Genomic DNA, 19,445 nt, shown 5'->3' with positions numbered 1-19,445 from the left:
GCCTAGACGCAGGCTAGATGCCCCGCATGCGCAGCACGTGCAGCGCCAGGGTCAGGTTGAGCCGCAGGTGGGGGTCGTCGGTGAAGTTGCCGAGCAGCCGTTCCAGCTTGCCGATCCGGTAGCGGAGCGTGTTGTAGTGGAAGTGCAGCCGCCGCGCCGTCTCGGCCACGTTCAGGTTGGTCTCCAGCAGCACCTGGAGGGTGCGCCGCAGGTCGGCGTTCTCGGCGTCGTCGTCGGAGGCCAGCGGCCCGAGCGTCTCCCGTACGAACGCGTGCAGTTCGTCGGTGTCGTTGACCAGCGACAGCAGCCGGTACACGCCGAGCTGGTCGAAGTGGGCAACGGCTCCGGGCCCGTGCAGCTGCCGGCCGACCCTGGCCGCCTTGAGCGCCTGCGAGTACGCCTCCGGCAGCGTCGCCGCCCCGGGGCTGGGCCGGGAGGTGCCGGTGGAGAAGGTGGCGGGCGGCACGTCGGCGAAGGCCGAGGCGGCGTCCTTGGCCACCCTGGCGGCGTCGATGCCGGCGTCCACCACGGCCACCACCTCGTGGGAGAACCCGGCCACCGCGCCGCGCGGGTCGTGCCGCCTGATCGCGGCCGTCCAGCAGGACACCAGCCGGTCCTGGGCACTGCGCTCGTCGCCGTCCGGGTCCAGCTCGGCCACCAGGACGGTCACCGTACGCGCCAGGTCCCAGCCGAACGCCCTGGCCCTGGCCGTGATCCGCTCGGCGGTGCCGGCCCGGCCGGTGAGCACGTCGCGCAGGAAGTCGGCCCGGTACTTGCTCTCGACGGCGTTGACCGCCTCCTGCCGGGTGACGACGAGCGCGGCGACGGTGGCGGCACGTTCCAGGATGCCGACGTCGCTGGTGCTGATCGCCCCCGACGGGCTGTAGGCGACGATCCTGCCGTGGTGGTGGCCGCCGGCCAGGACGGGCACCGAGGCGAAAGAGCGCACCCGGCCGCCCGCGGGCGAGAGCGGCGGGCCCTCGCGGGAGATCGACTCGCGCAGCACCTTCACGTGCTCGGCGGCCCCGGCGGTGGCCAGCACGCCGCCCGAGCCGTCCACGGCCGCCACCGACACGTCGAGCAGCTGGGCCACCTCGGCGGCGACCTCGTTCAGCCCACCCCCGGCCAGCACCACCTGCACCAGCGCCCGGTGAGCCTCCTCCGCCCTGGCCAGCACGGCGGCCTGGCGGTTGAGGATGTCGGTCAGCACCTGGTTGAGGATGTCGTCGAAGCCGACGTCGTTCGGCAGCAGGATGAGGGGGAAGCCGAGCCGGTCGGCCTGCTCGACCATCTCGTCGGGCAGTTCGTCCACGTACCGGCCGAGTTTGATGGCCAGCGCGGCCAGGCCGCGCTCGTCCAGGTCGGCGACCAGCCGGCCGAGCGACTGGGGGGTGTTGCGCAGCGGGTAGCCGGTGGTGAGCAGCAGCTCGTGCGGTTTGACCCAGGCCAGGATGTCGGGCACTTCCATGACGTTGAGCCGCTGCACGATGCGGCCCAGCCCGCTCTCCCCCGCGATCAGCCGGGCGTCGGCGAGGGTGGACACGCCGAGCACCTCGCCGACGGACACGCCGTGGATGATCGTGCCGGTGCTGGCGAGACGGACGGGGGGCTCCATGCAGAGATTGTGAACCCACAAGCGGTCTGTCAGGAAGAGCCAACCTTCCCGCTGACTGTTGGCAAATTTACCCGTACGGAGGGTTCACCGGCCGTTCTACGGTCAGGACCAAGGTCGGTTGGGAGGTCTGGTGACCGTCAGTACTCATGCTCGGCGTACCCGCGTCCACGTGTCCGGCGCGGCCAGTACGGCGGTGCGCCCTGTCCTCGAGTCCCAGCGGCGCCCGGCCCGGGTGCTGGCCGCGTTCCCCGCGGGCGTGTACCTGGAGGTCAGGACCGATCTGGAGCCGTCCGTGATCGCCGTGATCACCGGCGAGGCCACCCGGCTGCCCAATTCCGTGCTGCTGTCGACGCCGCTGCCCCATCTCACGGTGGGTGACGAGGCGACGGTGGGCGACCGCACGATCGATCTGGGGCCGCTGAGCCTGAGCGTACGGCGATGGTGGGATCCCGCCCCGCCTCTGGGACGGCTCGATCCGGCCCGCCTGGCGGACGCGGAGGCCGCACTGGCCGATCCGCCGGGCGCCGGGCTGGCCGGCGACGAGGCGGTGGAGTTGCTCGCCGACAGCTGCGCCAAGGGCTGGCTGCTGGGCGCGGTGACGGCGGCGGAGCGGCTGGTCGGGCTCGGGCCGGGGCTGACGCCTAGCGGTGACGACGTGCTGGCCGGGCTGCTGGTGACGCTGCGGCACCTGGGCCGAGCTGCGCGGGCCGAGCGGCCGGTGTGGCTGGCCGGCTGGCTGGCGGCGACCGTCACGTTCGACGCGCGGACGCGGACGACGCCGCTGTCCGCCACGCTGCTGCACTGCGCGGCCAGGGGCGAGGCCAGCCCCGAGGTGATCGCGGTGCTGCGCGGCATCGCGGGCAGACAGGCGCTCGAACCGGCCCTGCGCCGGCTGCACCGGCTCGGCCACACCTCGGGCGCCGACCTGGCCCAGGGCGTCGCGATCGGCGTGCGGGCCGTGCGGTCGCTGAGCGGGGCCCGATGAACGGCCTGCCCCAGGCGGTGCTCGTACGGAGAGGGACCTACCACGACTCGGTGACGCTGATGCGGGTCAGCCGGGCGCTGTCGGAGCTGCCCGGCGTGCACGCGGCCATGGTCGCCATGGCGACCGAGCTCAACGTGTCGATCCTGCGGGAGATGGGCTTCGGCGTGCCTGAGGCGGAGCCGGGCGACCTCGTGATCGCCGTACGGGCGCGCGACACGGACGCGGCGGTCGAGGAGGCCGACCGGCAGCTGACCGCGGCGCCCCGGCCCGGGGAGACCTCCGACGAGCAGCCGCCGCTGACCACCCGCTCGGCCGCCGCGCGCGGCCCCGCCGATCTCGTCCTGGTCTCGACCCCGGGCGAGTACGCCTTCTTCGAGGCCCTCGACGCCGTCGAGGCCGGCCTGAACGTGATGATCTTCAGCGACGGCGTCCCCGTCGAGCGGGAGCGCCTGCTCAAGGAGTGGGCCGAGGCGAAAGACGTCCTGGTCATGGGTCCCGACTGCGGCACCGCCGTGATCGCGGGCGCGGGCCTGGGCTTCGCGAACGTCCTGACGCCCGGCCCCGTCGGCGTGGTCGCCGCGTCGGGCACCGGCGCGCAGCAGGTGACGTGCCTGCTCGACCGGGCCGGCACCGGCGTGAGCCACGTGCTCGGCGTGGGCGGCAGGGACCTGTCGGCCGAGGTGGGCGGGCTGTCGGCGCGGCGGGCGCTGCGCCTGCTCGACGACGACCCGGGCACCGAGCTGATCGTGCTGATCTCCAAGCCGCCTGCCCCCGAGGTGGCGCGGGCCATCGAGGAGTTGCCGCTGCGCACGCCCGTGGTGCGGGCCCTGCTCGGGCCGGGCGCGCCCGATCTGACGGAGGCGGCCGAGCAGGCGCTGCGCGCGCTCGGCCGGCCCGTCCCCGAGTGGCCGTCCTGGCCCGCCTGGCGCGGCGGCCGGGCCACACCGGAACGGATCAAGGGTCTGTACGCCGGCGGCACCCTGAGCGTGGAGGCCGCGGCGGTGGCCGGCGCCGGGGACTCCGGTGACTTCGTCGACTTCGGTGATGACGCCTACACCAGGGGCAGGGCGCATCCGATGATCGATCCCGCGCTGCGCGTGGAGGCGCTGGGGCGGGTCGAGGCGACGGACGTGGTGCTCATGGACGTCGTCCTGGGCCACGGCGCCGACCCCGATCCGGCCGCCTCGCTCGCCCATCCGATCGCCCGCAGCCCCGCCACCGTCGTGGTCGCCCTGATCGGCACCGAGGGCGATCCGCAGGACCTGCACCGCCAGGCGGGCGCCTTCCGCGAGGCGGGCGCGGCCGTCTTCCTGTCCAACGCCCAGGCCGCCCGCCACGCCAGGAGCCTCCTTTGACCTCTTTGCTCGACGCCCCGCCCCGGGTGATCACCGTCGGCGCGGGGCTGCTGGACGAGGCGCTGCGGGCGCAGGCCGTGCCGACGACGCCGGTCGCCTGGCGCCCGCCGCTGCCCGGCACCGCGGAAGACCTGGCCACGGTGCTGGCCGACCCGCGCAGGCACGAGGCGAACGAGCGGGCCGTGGCCCGGCTCGTCTCCGCCCGCCCGCACCTGGTGGGCGTGCGGCGCGCGTCCGAGGTGCTCGGCGAGGGCGTGTTCCTGCACGCGGGCCCGCCGATCACCTGGGAGCGCGCGTCGGGCCCAATGCGCGGCGCGCTGATCGGCGCGATGCTGCTGGAGGACCTGGCGGCCGACGAGCGCGACGCCGCCGACCGGCTCGCGGCGGGCGCGGTCGAACTCCGCCCGTGCCACGAGCACGCCGCCGTCGGCCCGATGGCGGGCGTGGTGAGCCCGTCCATGTGGCTGTTCGAGGTACGCGACGACGAGCACGGCGGCACCGCGTACTGCTCGCTGAACGAGGGCCTGGGCAAGGTCCTGCGTTACGGCGCGTACGGGCCCGAGGTGCTGGAGCGGCTGCGCTGGATGGACGCGGTGCTCGGCCCGTCACTGGCGGGCGCGCTTGAGCGTACGGGCCCGATCGACCTGCGCTGGCTGATGGCGCAGGCCCTGCAGATGGGCGACGATCTGCACAACCGCAACCGCGCCGCCACCTCACTGCTGCTGCGCGAGCTGGCCCCCGCCGTGGTCGAGGCCGCCCCGTCCGACGCCGCGGCGGTGCTCCGCTTCATCCACGGCAACGACCACTTCTTCCTCAACGCCGGCATGGCCGCGGCCAAGGCGGCCACGGACGCGGCCCGCGACGTCCCCGGCTCGTCCCTGGTCGTCGCCATGGCGCGGAACGGCACCGACTTCGGCATCCAGGTGTCGGGGCTGGGCGGGCGCTGGTTCACCGGGCCCGCGGGCGTGCCCGACGGGCTCTACCTCGGCTCGTACGGCCCCGCCGACGCCAACCCGGACATCGGCGACTCCACGATCACGGAGACGTCGGGGGTGGGCGGGTTCGCGATGGCGGCGTCACCGGCGATCGTGCGGTTCGTCGGCGGCGAGGTGGCGGCCGCGGTGCGGGCCACCCGTTCCATGTACGAGATCACGCTGGCCGAACATCCCGCCTTCCAGATTCCCGGCCTCGGTTTCCGCGGCACGCCGGTCGGCATCGACGTCACCCTCGTGGCGCGGACGGGCCTGCTGCCCGTGGTCAACACGGGAATCGCGGGCCGGGTCGCCGGGACGGGGCAGGTCGGGGCGGGGCTGGTCGAGCCGCCGGTGGAGGCGTTCACCAGCGCGCTGCACGCGCTGGCCGAGGCGATTAAGTGATCCTTTTTGATATCCGACATATCACCACGTCGGAACTCATGTAAGGCAACATCACCTTCCCTTGCGCATTCGCCGCCGATATCGTAACCATCCTCATAATCTGCAAGTAGCGTGGAAACGCACGTGACGGATGAGGCGAGATGGGGGCGGGAACATGGCAGCCGACCGCTTGCTCAGCGGGCCCGGCTCAGAGGGAGGTGCCACGGGGGGCGCTTCGCAGAGCCAGGGACGCCTGATCGGCAGGCGCTACCGACTGATGTCGCCCGTCGGCAGAGGCGGCATGGGCATGGTGTGGCACGCTCATGACGTGCTGCTCGACCGGGACGTGGCGGTCAAGGAGCTGATCCTCCCCTACGGTCTCGACCACGCCGGCAAGCAGGTCGCCCACCGGCGCATGCTGCGTGAGGCCCGGTCGGCCGCGCGGCTGACGCATCCCGGCATCGTGACCGTTCACGACGTCGTCGAGGAGGACGGCCGCCCCTGGATCGTGATGGAGCTGGTCCGGGCCTGGTCCCTGGAGCAGGCCGTACGCCAGAGCGGGCCGCTGCCGGTGATCCAGGCCGCCGAGATCGGCATCCGGGTGCTCGACGCGGTGCGGCACGCGCACGCCGCCGGGATCCTGCACCGCGACATCAAGCCGGGCAACGTGCTGCTCACCTCGGACCGGGTGGTGCTGACCGACTTCGGCATCGCGGCCATCGAGGGCGACGTCACGATCACGCAGACCGGGCTGCTCATGGGCTCGCCCGCGTACATCCCGCCTGAGCGCCTGTCCGGCCAGCCGATCACGCAGGCGGCAGACCTGTGGTCGTTCGGCGCCACCCTGTACGCCGCCGTCGAGGGCCGCCCGCCCTACGAGGGGCCCGACCCGGTCGCGGTGCTCGGCTCCGTGCTCACCCAGGACCCGATCACGCCGCAGCGGGCCGGCTCGCTGCTGCCGGTGATCGAGGGGCTGCTGCTCAAGGACCCGGCGCGACGGCTGACCTCGGCCCAGGTCATCGAGATGCTGGAGGCGGTGCTGCGCGCGCACGGCGCCCCGCGCCCCCGTGCGACGGAGACGCTGCCCAGCCAGTCCGACCCCACTCCCGCGGGGCTGCTGCCGCCGCTGGAGACCCCGTCGGGGCCGATGCCCTCACGGATCGTGGAGACGCCCTCGGGTCCGGTACGCGTGCCGTACGACCCGCAGGGCAACCCGTCCGGCGGCTACTCGATGCCGCCCTACGAGGGTCTGACGAGCCCGTCGGCCGGCCACCGTACCGACCAGCTGCCGCAGTTGCCGCGCACGCCCGGCGCCCCCGGCGCCCCTTCCGGCCCGCGTCCCGGCACGTACGACTCGCTCGCGAGCAACTCGGGCGGGTACGACTCCCTGGCGAGCTCCTCCGGCCCCTACGACTCCTTGGCAAGCAACTCGGGCCCGTACGACTCCCTGGCGAGCAACTCGTACGACTCCTTCGCGAGCTCCTCCGGCCCGTACGACTCGCTCGCGAGCACGTCGGGCCCGGCCGGGATGCCCTTCGGCGCTCCCCCCGGACCCAGGCAGGGCCGGCACCCGGACGACGACCTGGACAGCCCGGCCTGGCCGCGTCCCCAGCCGATCCTGCCGCTGACCAGCGACAGCCGTACCTCCGGCGCCACCCCCTGGCCGCTGGCCTCGCCCGACGACCTGCGCGAGCAGTCGCGCGGCCTGTCGCGCGACATCGGCCGCGACCGCCTGACCACGCTGCCCAGCGCCACCCCGCGCGCGGGCAAGAGCCGGCGCAGGAGCGACGAGGACGACGGCCCCTGGGTGCGCGACGGCCGGCCCACCCCGCTGACGATCATCGGCTCCCTGCTGGCGCTGACCGTCGTGACGGGCGCCGTGCTGATCATCCTGACCGGCGGATCGCCGACGGCGCCCCCCGCGACGACCGCCGTCGCCACGGGCGCCGCCACGTCGGGCGTCTCGCCCCTGAAGGCGGACGAGGGGCCGTCCAGCGCGCCCGAGGGGTACACGATGCACACGGGCGCCGGTTTCGCCGCCGCCGCGCCCGCGAGCTGGAAGCCTGGCGACGACGGCGACAGGTCCACCTTCACCGGGCCGAAGGACTCCGGGATGCGGATCGTCGTGGAGAAGGCCACGCCGCAGTCCGACGGCGGGCTGACGGCGCTGGGCCGGCAGGAGGCGGACGGCGGGCTGGAGAGCTACATCCAGGTGCAGCTCCAGAGCGTGGACTACCGCGACTGGCAGGCCGCCGACTGGGAGTACACCTACACCACGCCCAGCGGTGTCCCCATGCACGCGCTGACCAGGTACGTCTCGATCGACAAGAAGGCCGCGTTCAAGATCACGTTCGATCTGCCCGAGCTCAAGTGGGACGACCAGGCCGGCACCCGTGAGGTGTTCCTGAACACGTTCCGGCAGGCCTGACGTATTGCACTGACCATTCCAAAACGGGTAGCGTGCCTCTCGTGGCACGACCGAGGAAGTTCGAGGAGACACGGGCGGTCGAGGCGGCCATGCGCGCGTTCTGGGACGCGGGCTACGAGGCCACCTCGACACAAGACCTGTGCGCCGCGACCGGCCTCGGGCGCAGCAGCATCTACAACACCTTCGCGAGCAAGCACGACCTGTTCGAGAAGGCGCTGCGGCACTACACGGGCTGGCGCAACGCGGAGTTCGCCGAGCTGATGGCGAGCGAAGTGCCGGTCAAGGAGAAGATCAAGACGCTGCTGTGGTGGTCGGTCGACCCCGACCCCGACGAACCGGCCGGCTGCCTGGTGATCAACACGCTGGTCGAGCTGGCCCCGCACGACCCGCACATCGCCGACCTGCTGCGCCGCGACACCGACCTCCGGGTCCAGGCCATCAGGTCCGCCCTCGAGACCGCCCGGCTGTGCGGCGAGATCGGCGCTGACAAGGACCCGCTGGCCCTGGCCCACTTCGTCACCGCCACGATCAACGGCCTGGGAGTGGCCAACAGGGGCGGGGCGAGCCGGGCCGCGCTCGAGTCGATCGCGAACGTCGCGCTGGGCGCGATCTGATTTTCTGCTGCCCTTGTTTTGTACTGATCAATCTAAAATTGAGGAGGTCGCCATGCCGTTGGCGGTCTACATCCTGGGACTCTCCATCTTCGCCCAGGGCACGTCCGAGCTGATGCTGGCCGGGCTGATCCCCGTGCTGTCCGAGGATCTGGGCGTCTCCGTGCCGGAGGCGGGGCTGCTGATCTCGGCGTTCGCGTTGGGGATGCTGGTGGGCGCGCCGGTGCTGGCCATCGCCACCTCGCGCTGGCCGCGCCGTACGGTGCTGCTGGCGTTCACCGCGATCTTCGTGCTCACCCACGTCGTCGCCGCGCTGACGTCGAGCTACGGCGTGCTGTTCGCCACCCGCGTTGCAGGAGCCTTCGTGTACGCGGGCTTCTGGGCCGTGGCGGCGAGCACCGCGATCGGCCTGGTGCCCGTCAACGCCCGGGCCAAGGCGATGAGCGTGCTGGCCGGCGGGCTGACGGTGGCGACCGTGCTCGGCCTGTCCGCCGGGACGATGATCGGCCAGCACCTGGGCTGGCGGGCGGCCTTCTGGACGGTCGCCGCGATGTCGGCCCTGGCCGGAATCGGCGTCTTCGTCACCATCCCGGGCGGCCGCCCGCAGCCCGCCACGAAGCAGCCCGCGACGCCGGGCGCCGCTCCGGGCACGGCTCCCGGCACGGTTTCGGACGCCGCTCACAACCACGCCTCTGATGCCGCTCCCGGCCCGGCCTCCGGGATCGTCGCCGAGTTGCGGGTGCTGGCCCGGCCCGCGCTCTGGCTGGCGTACGCGACCACCGCCATCACCACGGCCGCTCTCCTGGCCTCGTTCAGCTACCTGAGCGCCCTGCTCATCAGCACCACCGGCCTGGACGCCGCCTGGGTGCCCGCCGTCCTCGCCCTGTACGGCGTGGGCTCGCTGATCGGCATCACCATCGGCGGCCGGATCGCCGACGCCCGCCCCTTCCCCCTCCTGTACGCCGGCATCACCGGCGTCATCCTGACCTCGGCCGCCCTGGCCGCCTCCGCGACCACGGCCCTGATCGCCATCCCGCTGATCTTCCTGCTCGGCGCGTTCGGCTTCGGCACCAACCCCGCGCTGAACGCCCGCCCCTTCGCCCTGGCCAGGAACGCCCCCACGCTGGCCGCGGCGGTGAACGTCTCCGCCTTCAACGTCGGCATCACCGTGGGCCCCTGGCTGGGCGGCCTGGCCATCGGGGCGGGCCTCGGCTACGCCTCGGTGGCCTGGATCGGCGCGGCGATCGGGGTGGTGGCCCTGGCCGCCGTGGTGCTCGCCGCGGCGCTGCACCGCCGGGTTCCGGTCACGCCGGAAACCGCCGGGGCAGGTCCGATACGGTCGGCCGTATGAGGCTGGCGAGCATCTCCTTCTATCCCGTCAAGTCCACGGCCGGACATGAGGTCACCACGGCCGAGGTGGAGCCGTGGGGCCTGGCGGGCGACCGGCGCTACCTCGTCACCGGCGCGAACGGCGAGGTCCTCACCGCCCGCGTGGAGCCGCGCCTGCTGGCCTGCGTCGCCCGCCTCGACGGCGACGCGCTCACCCTGACGGGGCCGCACGCTCCGCCGCTGCCGGTCTCGCCCGCCACGTGGCGTTCCACCGTGCAGGTGTGGGCCACCCGGGTCGAGCTGACCGACTGCGGCGACGCGGCGGCGGAGTGGCTGAGCGCGCTGGTGGGGCGGCCGGTCCGGCTCAAGTGGCTGGACGACCCCACGCGGCGCCCCGTCAATCCCGCCTACGGCCGCCCCGGCGACCGGGTGAGCCTGGCCGACGGCTATCCCCTGCTGCTCACCTCGGCCGCCTCGCTCGCCCGGCTCAACGACTGGATCGCCGAGACGGCCCTGGAGCGGGGCGAGGAGCCGCCCGCGCCGCTGCCCATGCGCCGGTTCCGGCCGAACGTCGTGATCGACGGGGCGATCGACGGGGTGACGGAGCCGTTCGCCGAGGACGAGTGGAAGCGGCTGCGCATCGGCGAGGTGGAGTTCCGGGTGACCAAGCGGTGCGACCGCTGCGTGATGACCACGGTCGACACCTCCACGTTCACCAAGGGCGTGGAGCCCATCAGGACGCTGGCCCGGTTCCGCCGATGGGAGGGGAAGGTCTGGTTCGGCGTCAACCTGATCCCGGACGGGCCCGGCCGGCTCGCCACGGGTGACCCCGTCACCGTTTTCTAACGAAAAATGCCGCTTTCCCGATAGAAATTCATTCACCGTCCTTTTTGGGGCGATGTTAGGGGTTATGCGAGACTTCACGGGTGACGAGTGCCCCCACGAAGCCCGCAGTCTCCTCATCTGACCGAATCATCCGCGTCCAGCGGCGCACCCTGATGGTGCTCTCGGCGGCGCAGATCGTCGGCGGGGTGGGGGTGGCCGTCGGGCTCGCGCTCAGCTCGGTCGTCGTCGACGAACTGTCCGGCTCCACGGTGATCAGCGGCTTCGCCGGCACGGCCACCGTGCTCGGCGCGGCGCTGCTGGCCCTGCCCACGGCCAGGGCGTCGGGTCAGGGCGGGCGCCGGGCGGGGCTGTCGCTGGCGTACCTGGCGGCGCTGGCCGGGTGCGCGATCTCGGTGCTGGCGATCAGCCTGCGCGCGTGGCCGCTGCTGCTGGCCGGGCTGGTCCTGGTGGGCGGCGGCAGCGCGGCCAGCCTGGCCTCCCGCTACTCCGCCACGGACCTGTCGCCCAAGGACCGCTCGGCCCGGCACCTGTCACTGGTCGTCTGGGCCTCCACGATCGGCTCCGTGGCCGGTCCGAACCTGGCCAAGCCCGCCGACCAGATCGGCATGCGGCTCGGGCTGGTGGAGAAGGCGGGGCCGTTCGCGTTCGCGGCGCTGGCCTTCGCGCTGGCGCTCGTCGTCGTCATCGGCTTCCTCCGCCCCGACCCGCTCAAGCTGGCCCGCGAGCTGAACGGCACCGGCGACCCGGGGCCCGGCCGTAACCGGACGATCAGGACCGCGTGGCTGACCCTGCGCACGACCCCGATGGCCCGCCGCGCCCTGGTCATGATCGCGGTCAGCCACACGGCGATGGTCTCCGTCATGTCCATGACTCCGGTCAAACTTCACCACGACGGCTCGAACCTGGACGTCATCGGCCTCGTGATCAGCCTGCACATCGCCGGCATGTACGTGCTGTCGCCCGTCGTCGGCTGGCTGGCCGACAAGGCGGGCAAGGTGCCGGTGCTGGTGCTCGGCATGGCGCTGCTGCTGAGCGCCGCCGCGCTGGCCGGCACGGCCGGGCACCGGGTGTGGCAGGTCACGGCGGCGCTGGTGCTGCTCGGCCTCGGCTGGTCCTGCGGCCTGGTGGCCGGCTCCGCGCTGGTCTCGGAGTCGGTCCCGCTGGAGGGCCGCCCCGCCGTCCAGGGCCTGTCGGACCTGCTCATGAACGTCTGCGGCGCCACCGGGACGATCGTCGCCGGGGCGATCGTCGGCATGCTGGGCTACGGCATGCTGGGCCTGGTCGTGGGCATCATGGTCGCCGCCGCAGGCCTGTGGCTCACCGCCGTCTGGCGCCGCCCTGCCCCCGATCCCGTCTGACCCCACCCGGGGGTTATTTGGCGTCCGCGTAGGAGGAGACCGCCACCGCCTCCATCGGGAACCGTACCGGCGTCTGCCCGAACAGCAGCCGGCTCGCCTCGGCCGCGGACTCGGTCACCGCCGCCATCACCTCCGCCGCCTGCTCCGCCGGGCAGTGCACCATCACCTCGTCATGCTGGAAGAACACCAGCCTGGCCGGCTCGGGCAGCCGCCCCCGCAGCACCGCCAGCAGCGCCAGGGCCCACTCCGCCGCCGTGCCCTGCACCACGAAGTTGCGGGTGAAGCGCCCCCTGTCTCTGGCCGCGCGCCCGCCCTCGGGCCCGGACACCAGCTCCTTCCACCGCGCCGACGGCGGCGGGCTGGTGCGGCCCAGCCAGGAGCGGACGATCCGGCCCTCCTCCCCGGCCTTCGCCGCGTCCTCCACGAACTGGTACGCCTTCGGGAAGCGCTGGCGCATCACGGCCAGCAGTTTGGAGGCGTCGCCGCTGGTGCCGCCGTACATGGCGGAGAGCATCGCGATCTTGGCGTTGTCGCGCTCGCCCCCGAACGCCTGCGCCAGCGCGGAGTAGAGGTCGATCTCGCCCGCCGCCCTGGCCAGCCCCACGTCGCCGGCCATCGCGGCGAGCACCCTGGGCTCCAGCTGCGCCGCGTCGGCGACGACGAGCACCCAGCCCTCGTCGGCCATCACCACGCGCCGCATCACCTTGGGGATCTGCAGCGCCCCTCCCCCGCTGGTGGCCCACCGCCCGGACACGACCCCGCCCACCACGTATTCGGGCCTGAACCGCCCGCCGCGCACCCACTGGTCGGCCCACGCCCACCCGTGCGCGCTGAACAGCCGCGCCAGCTCCTTGTAGGCCAGCAGCGGCGTGACCGCCGGATGGTCGATCCGCTTCAGCTCCCACGACCTGGTCGTCTTCAGCTCCACCCCCGCGCCCTTGAACGCCTTGACCAGCTGCTGCACCGAGTCGGGGTTGACCGGCTGGCCGAACGCCGCCGCCACCTCGCCGGCCAGCGCCTGCAGCTTGGCCGGGCGCATGCCGTGGACGGGACGCGGCCCGAGCAGCTCGGTCAGCAACGCGTCGTGCACGTCGCGGCGCCAGGGCATGCCCGCCTGCGTCATCTCGGCCGCCACCAGCGCGCCCGCCGACTCGGCCGCCACCAGCAGCCGGAATCTGCCCGGCTCGGGCAGCGCCGCGATCCTGGCGAGCTGGCCGGCCAGCACCTCGGCCACCGCCTCCGCGCCGAGCGGCTCGGGCGCGAACAGCGTGCCGGGCGCGTTCGGCTGCTCATCCGGCACGGGCAGGCCGTGCAGCCTGGCGTGGGCGGCCCTGGCCGAGCGGGGCTCGCCGTAGCGGCCCTCGGCGGCCAGCAGCAGCCCCTCGGTGAGGGCGAGGTCGTGGCAGCGTGCCACCCGCACGCCGCTCTCCAGCAGCGGCGGGTACGCCTCCCGCGTGTCGGCCCACACCCACCGGGGCCCCCGGGCCGCCTCGATCTCACGCACGGCTTCGGCCATCCCGCTGGGGGGACCGTCGGCGGGAAGCCCCGACGTGTCCCCGACCGGCAGCAGCCTCTCCCCCGCGACCACGACGTGCACGAGGTCAAGAGTGCCAAACGCCTCCGACAGAAAGCCCGCCAGGTGCCCGCCAGGTGCCCGTCGCGTGCCCGTCGCGTGCCCATCAGGTGCCCATCAGACGGTCAGCGGGATGCGCACCTCGTCCTCCAGCGGCGGGTCCAGCTCCTGCCCCAGGCACCCCGTGGCCCCGAAGCACCGCAGGGTGAGCTCTTCACCGGTCACCGTGACGTGCAGGAACTGCTTGAAGAACGGCGGCGTGTCCCAGTCGGACAGCTCGGACAGGAACCGGTGGAACACCTTGTCCACCGGCAGCCGCAGCGGCCACGGCCAGGCCCCGAGCAGCCGGGCCGCCCACCGCATCCGCTGGGTGATCCGCACGGGCCCGGCCATGGTCCTGACCGGCTCGTTCCCGACGTGCTCCGACGTGATGCAGGCCGCCTCGGACGGCGTCAGGTAGAGCCACCTCATCCGCAGCCGCTTGGCGTAGAGCTGGCTGTAGAAGGACAGCGAGTCGCCGCGCAGCGGGTAGCACCTGAAGTCGTCCTCGTGCACGCCGGCCACGTCCACCCGGCCGATGATGTGAGTGGCGTGCATGAACGCGCCGCCGCCGCCCGTCACGACGTACTGGATCACCCTGCCGTCGTCCAGCCTGACCGGGTAGCGCTGGTAGTTGTGCACGTCGCCGCCGATGGCCGCGACGTACCGGTGCGCCGGGTCGCGCACGATGTCGTCGATCGTCCCGCCGCCCTCCAGCCGCGACGGCTTGTAGACGTTGCCGGTGTAGATCGGCTTGCCGGTGACGAGGATCTTCGGCCGCGGGTCGCGCGAGACGCGCCGCAGCCACTCGGTCTGGGCCCGGTCGATCACGTTGCGGATGCCGGTGTCGACGCCCACGACGAGCAGGCTGTCGCTCTCGATCACCCAGTACGGTCCCGGCTGCGCCGCCGGCGGGCTCGCCTGCTGCGACGGCCTGCCCCGCAGCGTGCGCGCCTCGGCCAGAGCGGCCTCGTCGATCGTCTCCGGCTTGCGCCACAGCAGCCCGCGCAGCCCCCGGTCCGGCTTCGGCTTCAGCGGCGGCGCGTCGCAGAAGACCCGCATGAAGCCGCCGAGCCCGTCGTACCAGTCGTGGTTGCCGGGGATGGCGTAGATCGGGGCGTCATAGGCCTGGTACGGACGGAAGAACTTGTCGCCGTATTCGTTGCCCGATCCCGTCGGATAGATCACATCGCTGGCGATGACCGCGAAGGACGTCTTTTCCCCGATTTTCAGCAGGCCCGGAACAACGGCGTACTGCGATGCGTCTCCCTCACCCGTATCGCCCAGCAACAGGAAAGTGAAATCTCCCCCTACCGGCGGCTTGATGCGAAATTCCTGGTCAATCCCCCGCGCTTCCTGCGCCTCAACCCAGCGCGCGCGGACCTGTCCTGAAGGATCACCGAACAAGCCCGCCAGGATCTCGTTGCGCGAGAGCCAGAGCGTTCGTAAATTGAGCCAGGAAAAACCACGGCGGTCCGGTCTGAGCTGCGCGAACGTCCCCGTCTGCGCACAGGCCCATCCGGCGCCCTCCTCAGAGATCCGGGACGACGACTGCTTTCCTCGTTCGGCCGCAACTTCCACCATGACCACATCTTTACGGTGATCTACCATTCGCGCATCCTGAACGCTCCGTACCGTAAGGAACACACAAGGTGCGCAATGGTGTAGCCTCACCCCCCAAGCAAGCGGTTGGGACCGCCCAGGGAGGCTCCCATGACCCGTAACGGCCCGGACGACGCGACCCGGAAGGGCACTTCGGAAATGGACGCCATCGTAGGTCTGCTGGCATTCGCCCAGACCCGGCCGCGCTGGAGCGGCAGCGCCGCCCTGGACAGCGCGAGTCAGGCGATCGCCAGGAGCAGGGCGCTGGCGGGAAAGTCCCCCGGCGAGTACACCGAACTGCTCGCCCGCTGCCTGCGCACGACCGCCGGGCTGCAGTTGCGATGGGGCCGGGCGACGGAGGCGCTGCCGCTCGCGCAGGAGGCGGTGGCCGTCGCCCGCTCGATCGGCGGCGGGCCGCTGGTGCTCTCGCTGGTCTGCCTGGCCACGGCCCTGGAAGCCCTGCACCGCTACAGCGAGGCCGCCGCCACCATGGCCGAGGCCGAGCGGATCCCCCGCACCGACTGACCCGCCCCGGCTTCCCGCCCGGAGGCGGGTCGCCGGCGCGGGGTTCCGGACGCGACCGGTCGCGGACGCGGGGGCGGGCGCGGGCCGCGGACGCGAGCTACGGGCGCGGGACGGGACTACGGAGGCGGGGGGATGAGGACGCCGGGGTTGAGGATGCCGGCCGGGTCGAGCTCGGCCTTGACCGCGCGCAGGACGGCCGAGCCGAGCGGGCCGATCTCGGCGCCGTACGCGTCGCGGTGGTCGCGGCCCACGCCGTGGTGGTGGGTGATGGTGCCGCCCGCCTCGACGATGGCCGCGTTCACCGCCGTCTTGGCCCGCTGCCACTGCGCGACGGGGTCGGCGTCCTGCGGGGTGACGACGGTGAAGTACAGCGAGGCGCCGGTCTCGTACACGTGCGAGATGTGGCACATGACGAGCGGCGGGTGCGCCGGGCCCAGCGCGCCGAGCAGCGCGAGCCTGACGGCGTCGTAGAGCCGGGGCAGGTTCGACCAGAACCCGGCCGTCTCCAGCGTCTCCACGGTGGCGCCGGCCGCGAGCAGGGAGTCGCGCAGGTACGGCGCGGAGAAGCGGCCGCGCTCCCACGCCCGCCCCGGCTCAGGCCCGAGCGGCTCACCGCCCATGCGCGCCAGCACGGCCGACGCGGCGGCGTGCCGCGCCCCGATCGCCGCCCCCTCATACCCGGCGATCAGCAGACACCCGGACCCGCCAGCGCCATCGGAGCCGCCCGAGCCGTCGGGCCCACCGGCGCCATCGGAGCCGCCCGAGCCGATCGAGTCCGGCTTGGCCAGGCCGATCAGGGTCTCGGTCTCGTCCGAGAGCCGGAGCACCGCCGGCAGCGGCCCCTCCTGGGCGAGCGCCCGTACGGCGGCCGAGCCGGCCGTGAACGACGGGAACCGCCAGCCCTCGTAGCGGCGCTCGGCCGGCGCCCGCCGCACGCGCAGCCGCAGCGACGTGATGACCCCGAAGGCGCCCTCCGAGCCGAGCACGAGCTGGCGCAGGTCGGGCCCGGCCGCCGACTTGGGCGCCCGGCCGAGGTCGAGCGTGCCCGACGGGGTGGCCAGGGTGAGACCGACGACCATGTCGTCGAAGCGGCCGTACCCGGCGGAGGCCTGCCCGCTGGATCGGGCCGCGGCGAACCCGCCGAGCGTGGCGTACTCGTACGACTGGGGGAAGTGTCCGAGCGTCAGCCCGTGCCCGGCCAGCAGCCGCTCGGCGTCGGGAGCCCGCACCCCTGGCTCGAACTCGGCCACCATCGACTCGGCGTCCACCGACCGCAGCCGGTCGAGCCGCCCCAGGTCGAGCGCGATCACCCCAGCGAAACCGGACCCCGCGGCGGCGCGCTCGGCGGGGCGCTCGGCGGGGCGCTCGGCGGGGCGCTCGGCGGCGAGCCCGCCGACCACCGAGGTGCCGCCGCCGAAGGGCACGACCGCGATCCGCTCCCGCGAGCAGAGCCGCAGCAGCTCGGCCGCCTCCTCGTGCGAGCCGGGCAGCACCACCGCGTCGGGCGCGGCCGAGCCGTCGCCGGCGCGCATGAGCAGCAGGTCTGGGGTGGACTTGCCACGCGTGTGCCTGACCCGGTCCTCGTGGCCGGTCCGCACGTTCGCGGCTCCGGCGATCTCCGCGAGCGCCTTGAGCAGCGGCTCGGGGAGAGCGACCGGCGCGAGCCGCACCGACTCCAAGCCGGCGGCGGGGGTGGCGGGCGCGCGTACGCCGAGCAGGTCGCGCAGCAGCCCCCGGACGCTCTCGGGCAGCTCGCGCGCCTGGGCGGGGTCGCCCCAGCCGGACCACGACATCGGTTCTCCAGTCACGCATACACTGTGACACATGACGTCGATTCGTCACAACGATGAGGTTCTGGACGCGGCCCGCGACTGCGTGCTCGCCTACGGCGTGCGCAGGACGACGCTCACGGACGTGGCGCGCAGGGCCGGGGTGTCGCGGATGACGCTCTACCGCCGCTGGCCCGACGTGCGCACGCTGGTGGCCGATGTGATGACCAGGGAATGGGTACGGGTGGTCGAGGGGCTGGACACCTCCGACCCGGTACGCGCGGTCGTGGCGGGCGTCAGGGGGCTGCGCGGGCACCCGCTGTGGCGCAAGATCGTGGAGGCGGACCCTGAACTGCTCGTGCCGTATCTGCTCGACCGGCGCGGTGCCACCCACGAGGCGGTGCTGGAGGTGCTGGAGCCGGTCGTCGGCGACGCGCGCAGGGCCAGGGCGGTGCTGCTGGTCGCCCAGTCGTTCCTGCTGTCCGCCCCGACCATGCTCGACCCCGTGACGCTCGACGAGCTCGACGACGAGCTCGCCGCCCTGCTGGAGGCCTACCTTGGATAGCTCGCTGAACGCCGCCAGACGATCCCGTGAGCTGCGCCGGGTCGCCGAGGAACGGGTGGACGTGCTGGTGGTGGGGCTGGGCGCGACGGGCGCGGGCGCCGCGCTCGATGCCGCCTCACGGGGGTTGAGCGTAGCGGCGATCGACGCGCACGACCTGGCTTTCGGCACGTCCAGGTGGAGCTCCAAGATGGCGCACGGCGGGCTGCGCTACCTGGCCAAGGGTCAGGTGGACGTCGCGTACGAGAGCGCGGTCGAGCGCGGGATCCTGCTCCGCAGGACGGCTCCGCACCTGGTGAAGGCGCACCCGTACATGCTGCCGCTGACCCGGGCGGTGTCGCGCAGGCAGGCGGCGCTGGTGATGGCCGGCTACCGGATGGGCGACGGGCTGCGGGCCGCGGCGCGCACCTCCCGCCGGCTCCTGCCGGGCCCTTCCCGGCTGAGCGCGGCCCGCGCCCGCACACTGTCGCCCGTGCTGGCCTCCGACGGGCTGCGCGGCGCGCTGCTGTCGTGGGACGGGCGGCTGCTCGACGACGCCCGCCTGGTGGTGGCGATCGCGCGGACCGCCGCCGGGCACGGCGCCCGGGTGCTGACCAGGTGCCGGGCGCTGCGGCTGACCGGTACGGGCGCGGACGTGCGCGACGAGCTGACCGGCGAGGAGTTCACGATCCGGGCCAGGGTGGTGATCAACGCCACCGGGGTGTGGGCGGGCACCCTCGACCCGGCGGTGGAGCTGCGCCCGTCCCGCGGCACGCACCTGGTGCTCGAACCTGGCACGCTGCCGGGGCAGATCGCGGGCATGCACCTGCCGATCCCCGGTGAGAGCAACCGGTTCGCGCTCGTGCTGCCGCAGCGCGACGGCCGCGTCCACGTCGGGCTCACGGACGAGCCGCTGGAGGGGCCGATCCCCGACGTGCCCGAGGCGCCCGAGAAGGACGTCAGAGCGCTCCTGGAGGTGCTGAACGGGGTTCTTGAGGCTCCGGTGACCAGAGAGGCGGTCGCGGGCGTCTACGCGGGCCTCAGGCCGCTTCTGGCGGCCGACGGGCGGACGGCCGACCTGTCCAGGAGGCACGCGGTGCTCACGGACGGCGGCGTGGTGACCGTGGTGGGAGGCAAACTGACGACATATCGGCGCATGGCCGAGGACGCGGTGGATCGAGCGATCTCGTACGGGAACCTCCGGGCCGGGCGGTGCCGTACCCGCAAGATCCCGCTCGCGGGCGCGGGCCCGGTGCCGTCAGGGGCGCCGGCGCGCCTGGCCGAGCGCTACGGCGCGGAGGCCGCGGCCGTGCAGCAGCTCGTCAAGGAGCACCAGGAGGAGGTCGGGCTCGGCCTCACCGAGGGCGACCTGCTCTGGTCGGCGCTGCACGAGGGGGCGCTCGACGAGGGCGACCTGCTCGACAGGCGGACCAGGATCGGCCTGGTCCGGAGGGACAGGGACCGCGCCCTGCCGGCGACACGGGCCGTACTCGATCGAATCTCGTCCGCCTGAC

15 protein-coding genes are annotated in these 19,445 nt (G+C 73.4%); 11 read left to right on the top strand and 4 right to left on the bottom strand.

All coding sequences use genetic code 11. From position 1 onward, the window contains the following. Positions 1–13: 13 nt before the first annotated feature. The gene (locus AB0C27_RS17115; protein ID WP_346111616.1) at positions 14–1,615 is read right to left on the bottom strand and encodes a PucR family transcriptional regulator ligand-binding domain-containing protein; all 1,602 of its coding nucleotides are present in this window, start codon (positions 1,613–1,615) and stop codon (positions 14–16) included. 130 nt (positions 1,616–1,745) lie between these two features. On the opposite strand from AB0C27_RS17115, the gene AB0C27_RS17110 reads away from it, so the two are divergent. The 8 genes from AB0C27_RS17110 to AB0C27_RS17075 all read left to right on the top strand — a co-directional run bounded on the left by AB0C27_RS17110 (position 1,746) and on the right by AB0C27_RS17075 (position 11,882). After that, positions 1,746–2,600 carry a DUF2877 domain-containing protein gene (locus AB0C27_RS17110; RefSeq protein ID WP_357844489.1) on the top strand — a complete coding sequence of 285 codons (855 nt, stop codon included), beginning with the start codon at positions 1,746–1,748 and terminating at the stop codon, positions 2,598–2,600. Continuing rightward, complete coding sequence (locus tag AB0C27_RS17105) at positions 2,597–3,955, top strand: FdrA family protein (RefSeq protein ID WP_357844487.1); 1,359 nt, start codon at positions 2,597–2,599, stop codon at positions 3,953–3,955. Before AB0C27_RS17110 ends, AB0C27_RS17105 begins: the two co-directional genes overlap by 4 nt. Continuing rightward, positions 3,952–5,331, top strand: coding sequence for a DUF1116 domain-containing protein (locus tag AB0C27_RS17100; protein WP_357844484.1), 1,380 nt, complete (start codon positions 3,952–3,954; stop codon positions 5,329–5,331). The genes AB0C27_RS17105 and AB0C27_RS17100 overlap by 4 nt, the downstream gene beginning before the upstream one ends. Positions 5,332–5,461: 130 nt before the next feature. Continuing rightward, positions 5,462–7,738, top strand: a complete 2,277-nt coding sequence (locus AB0C27_RS17095) for a protein kinase (RefSeq protein WP_357844481.1) — start codon at positions 5,462–5,464, stop codon at positions 7,736–7,738. A 41-nt stretch (positions 7,739–7,779) separates the two neighbouring features. Then, positions 7,780–8,352, top strand: a complete 573-nt coding sequence (locus AB0C27_RS17090; protein WP_357844478.1) for a TetR/AcrR family transcriptional regulator — start codon at positions 7,780–7,782, stop codon at positions 8,350–8,352. 52 nt (positions 8,353–8,404) lie between these two features. Continuing rightward, positions 8,405–9,700, top strand: a complete 1,296-nt coding sequence (locus AB0C27_RS17085; RefSeq protein WP_357844475.1) for an MFS transporter — start codon at positions 8,405–8,407, stop codon at positions 9,698–9,700. After that, the gene (locus AB0C27_RS17080; protein WP_357844472.1) at positions 9,697–10,524 is read left to right on the top strand and encodes an MOSC N-terminal beta barrel domain-containing protein; all 828 of its coding nucleotides are present in this window, start codon (positions 9,697–9,699) and stop codon (positions 10,522–10,524) included. Before AB0C27_RS17085 ends, AB0C27_RS17080 begins: the two co-directional genes overlap by 4 nt. Positions 10,525–10,604: 80 nt before the next feature. After that, on the top strand, positions 10,605–11,882 hold the full coding sequence (locus AB0C27_RS17075; RefSeq protein ID WP_357844469.1) for an MFS transporter: 1,278 nt from the start codon (positions 10,605–10,607) through the stop codon (positions 11,880–11,882). Positions 11,883–11,895: 13 nt separating this feature from the next. On the opposite strand, the gene AB0C27_RS17070 is transcribed toward AB0C27_RS17075, so the two are convergent. Both AB0C27_RS17070 and AB0C27_RS17065 read right to left on the bottom strand, forming a co-directional pair. Next, entirely contained in the window at positions 11,896–13,398 is a 1,503-nt protein-coding gene (locus tag AB0C27_RS17070) for a bifunctional 3'-5' exonuclease/DNA polymerase (protein ID WP_357845284.1), read from the bottom strand. 174 nt (positions 13,399–13,572) lie between these two features. Beyond that, positions 13,573–14,784 carry a metallophosphoesterase gene (locus AB0C27_RS17065; RefSeq protein WP_357844466.1) on the bottom strand — a complete coding sequence of 404 codons (1,212 nt, stop codon included), beginning with the start codon at positions 14,782–14,784 and terminating at the stop codon, positions 13,573–13,575. Positions 14,785–15,207: 423 nt separating this feature from the next. On the opposite strand from AB0C27_RS17065, the gene AB0C27_RS17060 reads away from it, so the two are divergent. Beyond that, positions 15,208–15,621, top strand: a complete 414-nt coding sequence (locus tag AB0C27_RS17060; RefSeq protein ID WP_357844463.1) for a tetratricopeptide repeat protein — start codon at positions 15,208–15,210, stop codon at positions 15,619–15,621. A 116-nt stretch (positions 15,622–15,737) separates the two neighbouring features. Here the strand turns inward: AB0C27_RS17060 and AB0C27_RS17055 are convergent, their stop codons facing one another. After that, positions 15,738–17,414 (bottom strand): FAD-binding oxidoreductase, encoded by a 1,677-nt coding sequence (locus AB0C27_RS17055; RefSeq protein WP_357845282.1) that lies wholly within the window; start codon positions 17,412–17,414, stop codon positions 15,738–15,740. 31 nt (positions 17,415–17,445) lie between these two features. Here AB0C27_RS17055 and AB0C27_RS17050 point away from each other — a divergent pair, with 31 nt between their 5' ends. Together AB0C27_RS17050 and AB0C27_RS17045 are read left to right on the top strand one after the other, a co-directional pair. Beyond that, on the top strand, positions 17,446–17,955 hold the full coding sequence (locus AB0C27_RS17050) for a TetR/AcrR family transcriptional regulator (protein WP_357844460.1): 510 nt from the start codon (positions 17,446–17,448) through the stop codon (positions 17,953–17,955). Next, positions 17,948–19,444: a glycerol-3-phosphate dehydrogenase/oxidase gene (locus AB0C27_RS17045; RefSeq protein ID WP_357844457.1), complete on the top strand. Its 1,497-nt coding sequence runs from the start codon at positions 17,948–17,950 to the stop codon at positions 19,442–19,444. Before AB0C27_RS17050 ends, AB0C27_RS17045 begins: the two co-directional genes overlap by 8 nt. The last annotated feature ends 1 nt before the right edge of the window (position 19,445 follow it).

The organism is Nonomuraea sp. NPDC048882, assembly GCF_040649755.1.
GTDB classification, from domain to species: domain Bacteria; phylum Actinomycetota; class Actinomycetes; order Streptosporangiales; family Streptosporangiaceae; genus Nonomuraea; species Nonomuraea maheshkhaliensis.
This window is presented reverse-complemented; position numbering and strand designations above follow the sequence as displayed.

What these genes read in the sequence shown, in the direction of transcription:
- AB0C27_RS17085 (WP_357844475.1), top strand. Translation starts at nt 8,405, where the DNA reads ATGCCGTTGGCGGTCTACATCCTGGGACTCTCCATCTTCGCCCAGGGC.
- AB0C27_RS17060 (WP_357844463.1), top strand. Translation starts at nt 15,208, where the DNA reads ATGACCCGTAACGGCCCGGACGACGCGACCCGGAAGGGCACTTCGGAA.
- AB0C27_RS17070 (WP_357845284.1), bottom strand. Translation starts at nt 13,398, where the DNA reads ATGGCCGAAGCCGTGCGTGAGATCGAGGCGGCCCGGGGGCCCCGGTGG.
- AB0C27_RS17055 (WP_357845282.1), bottom strand. Translation starts at nt 17,414, where the DNA reads ATGTCGTGGTCCGGCTGGGGCGACCCCGCCCAGGCGCGCGAGCTGCCC.
- AB0C27_RS17105 (WP_357844487.1), top strand. Translation starts at nt 2,597, where the DNA reads ATGAACGGCCTGCCCCAGGCGGTGCTCGTACGGAGAGGGACCTACCAC.
- AB0C27_RS17080 (WP_357844472.1), top strand. Translation starts at nt 9,697, where the DNA reads ATGAGGCTGGCGAGCATCTCCTTCTATCCCGTCAAGTCCACGGCCGGA.
- AB0C27_RS17050 (WP_357844460.1), top strand. Translation starts at nt 17,446, where the DNA reads ATGACGTCGATTCGTCACAACGATGAGGTTCTGGACGCGGCCCGCGAC.
- AB0C27_RS17095 (WP_357844481.1), top strand. Translation starts at nt 5,462, where the DNA reads ATGAGGCGAGATGGGGGCGGGAACATGGCAGCCGACCGCTTGCTCAGC.
- AB0C27_RS17115 (WP_346111616.1), bottom strand. Translation starts at nt 1,615, where the DNA reads ATGGAGCCCCCCGTCCGTCTCGCCAGCACCGGCACGATCATCCACGGC.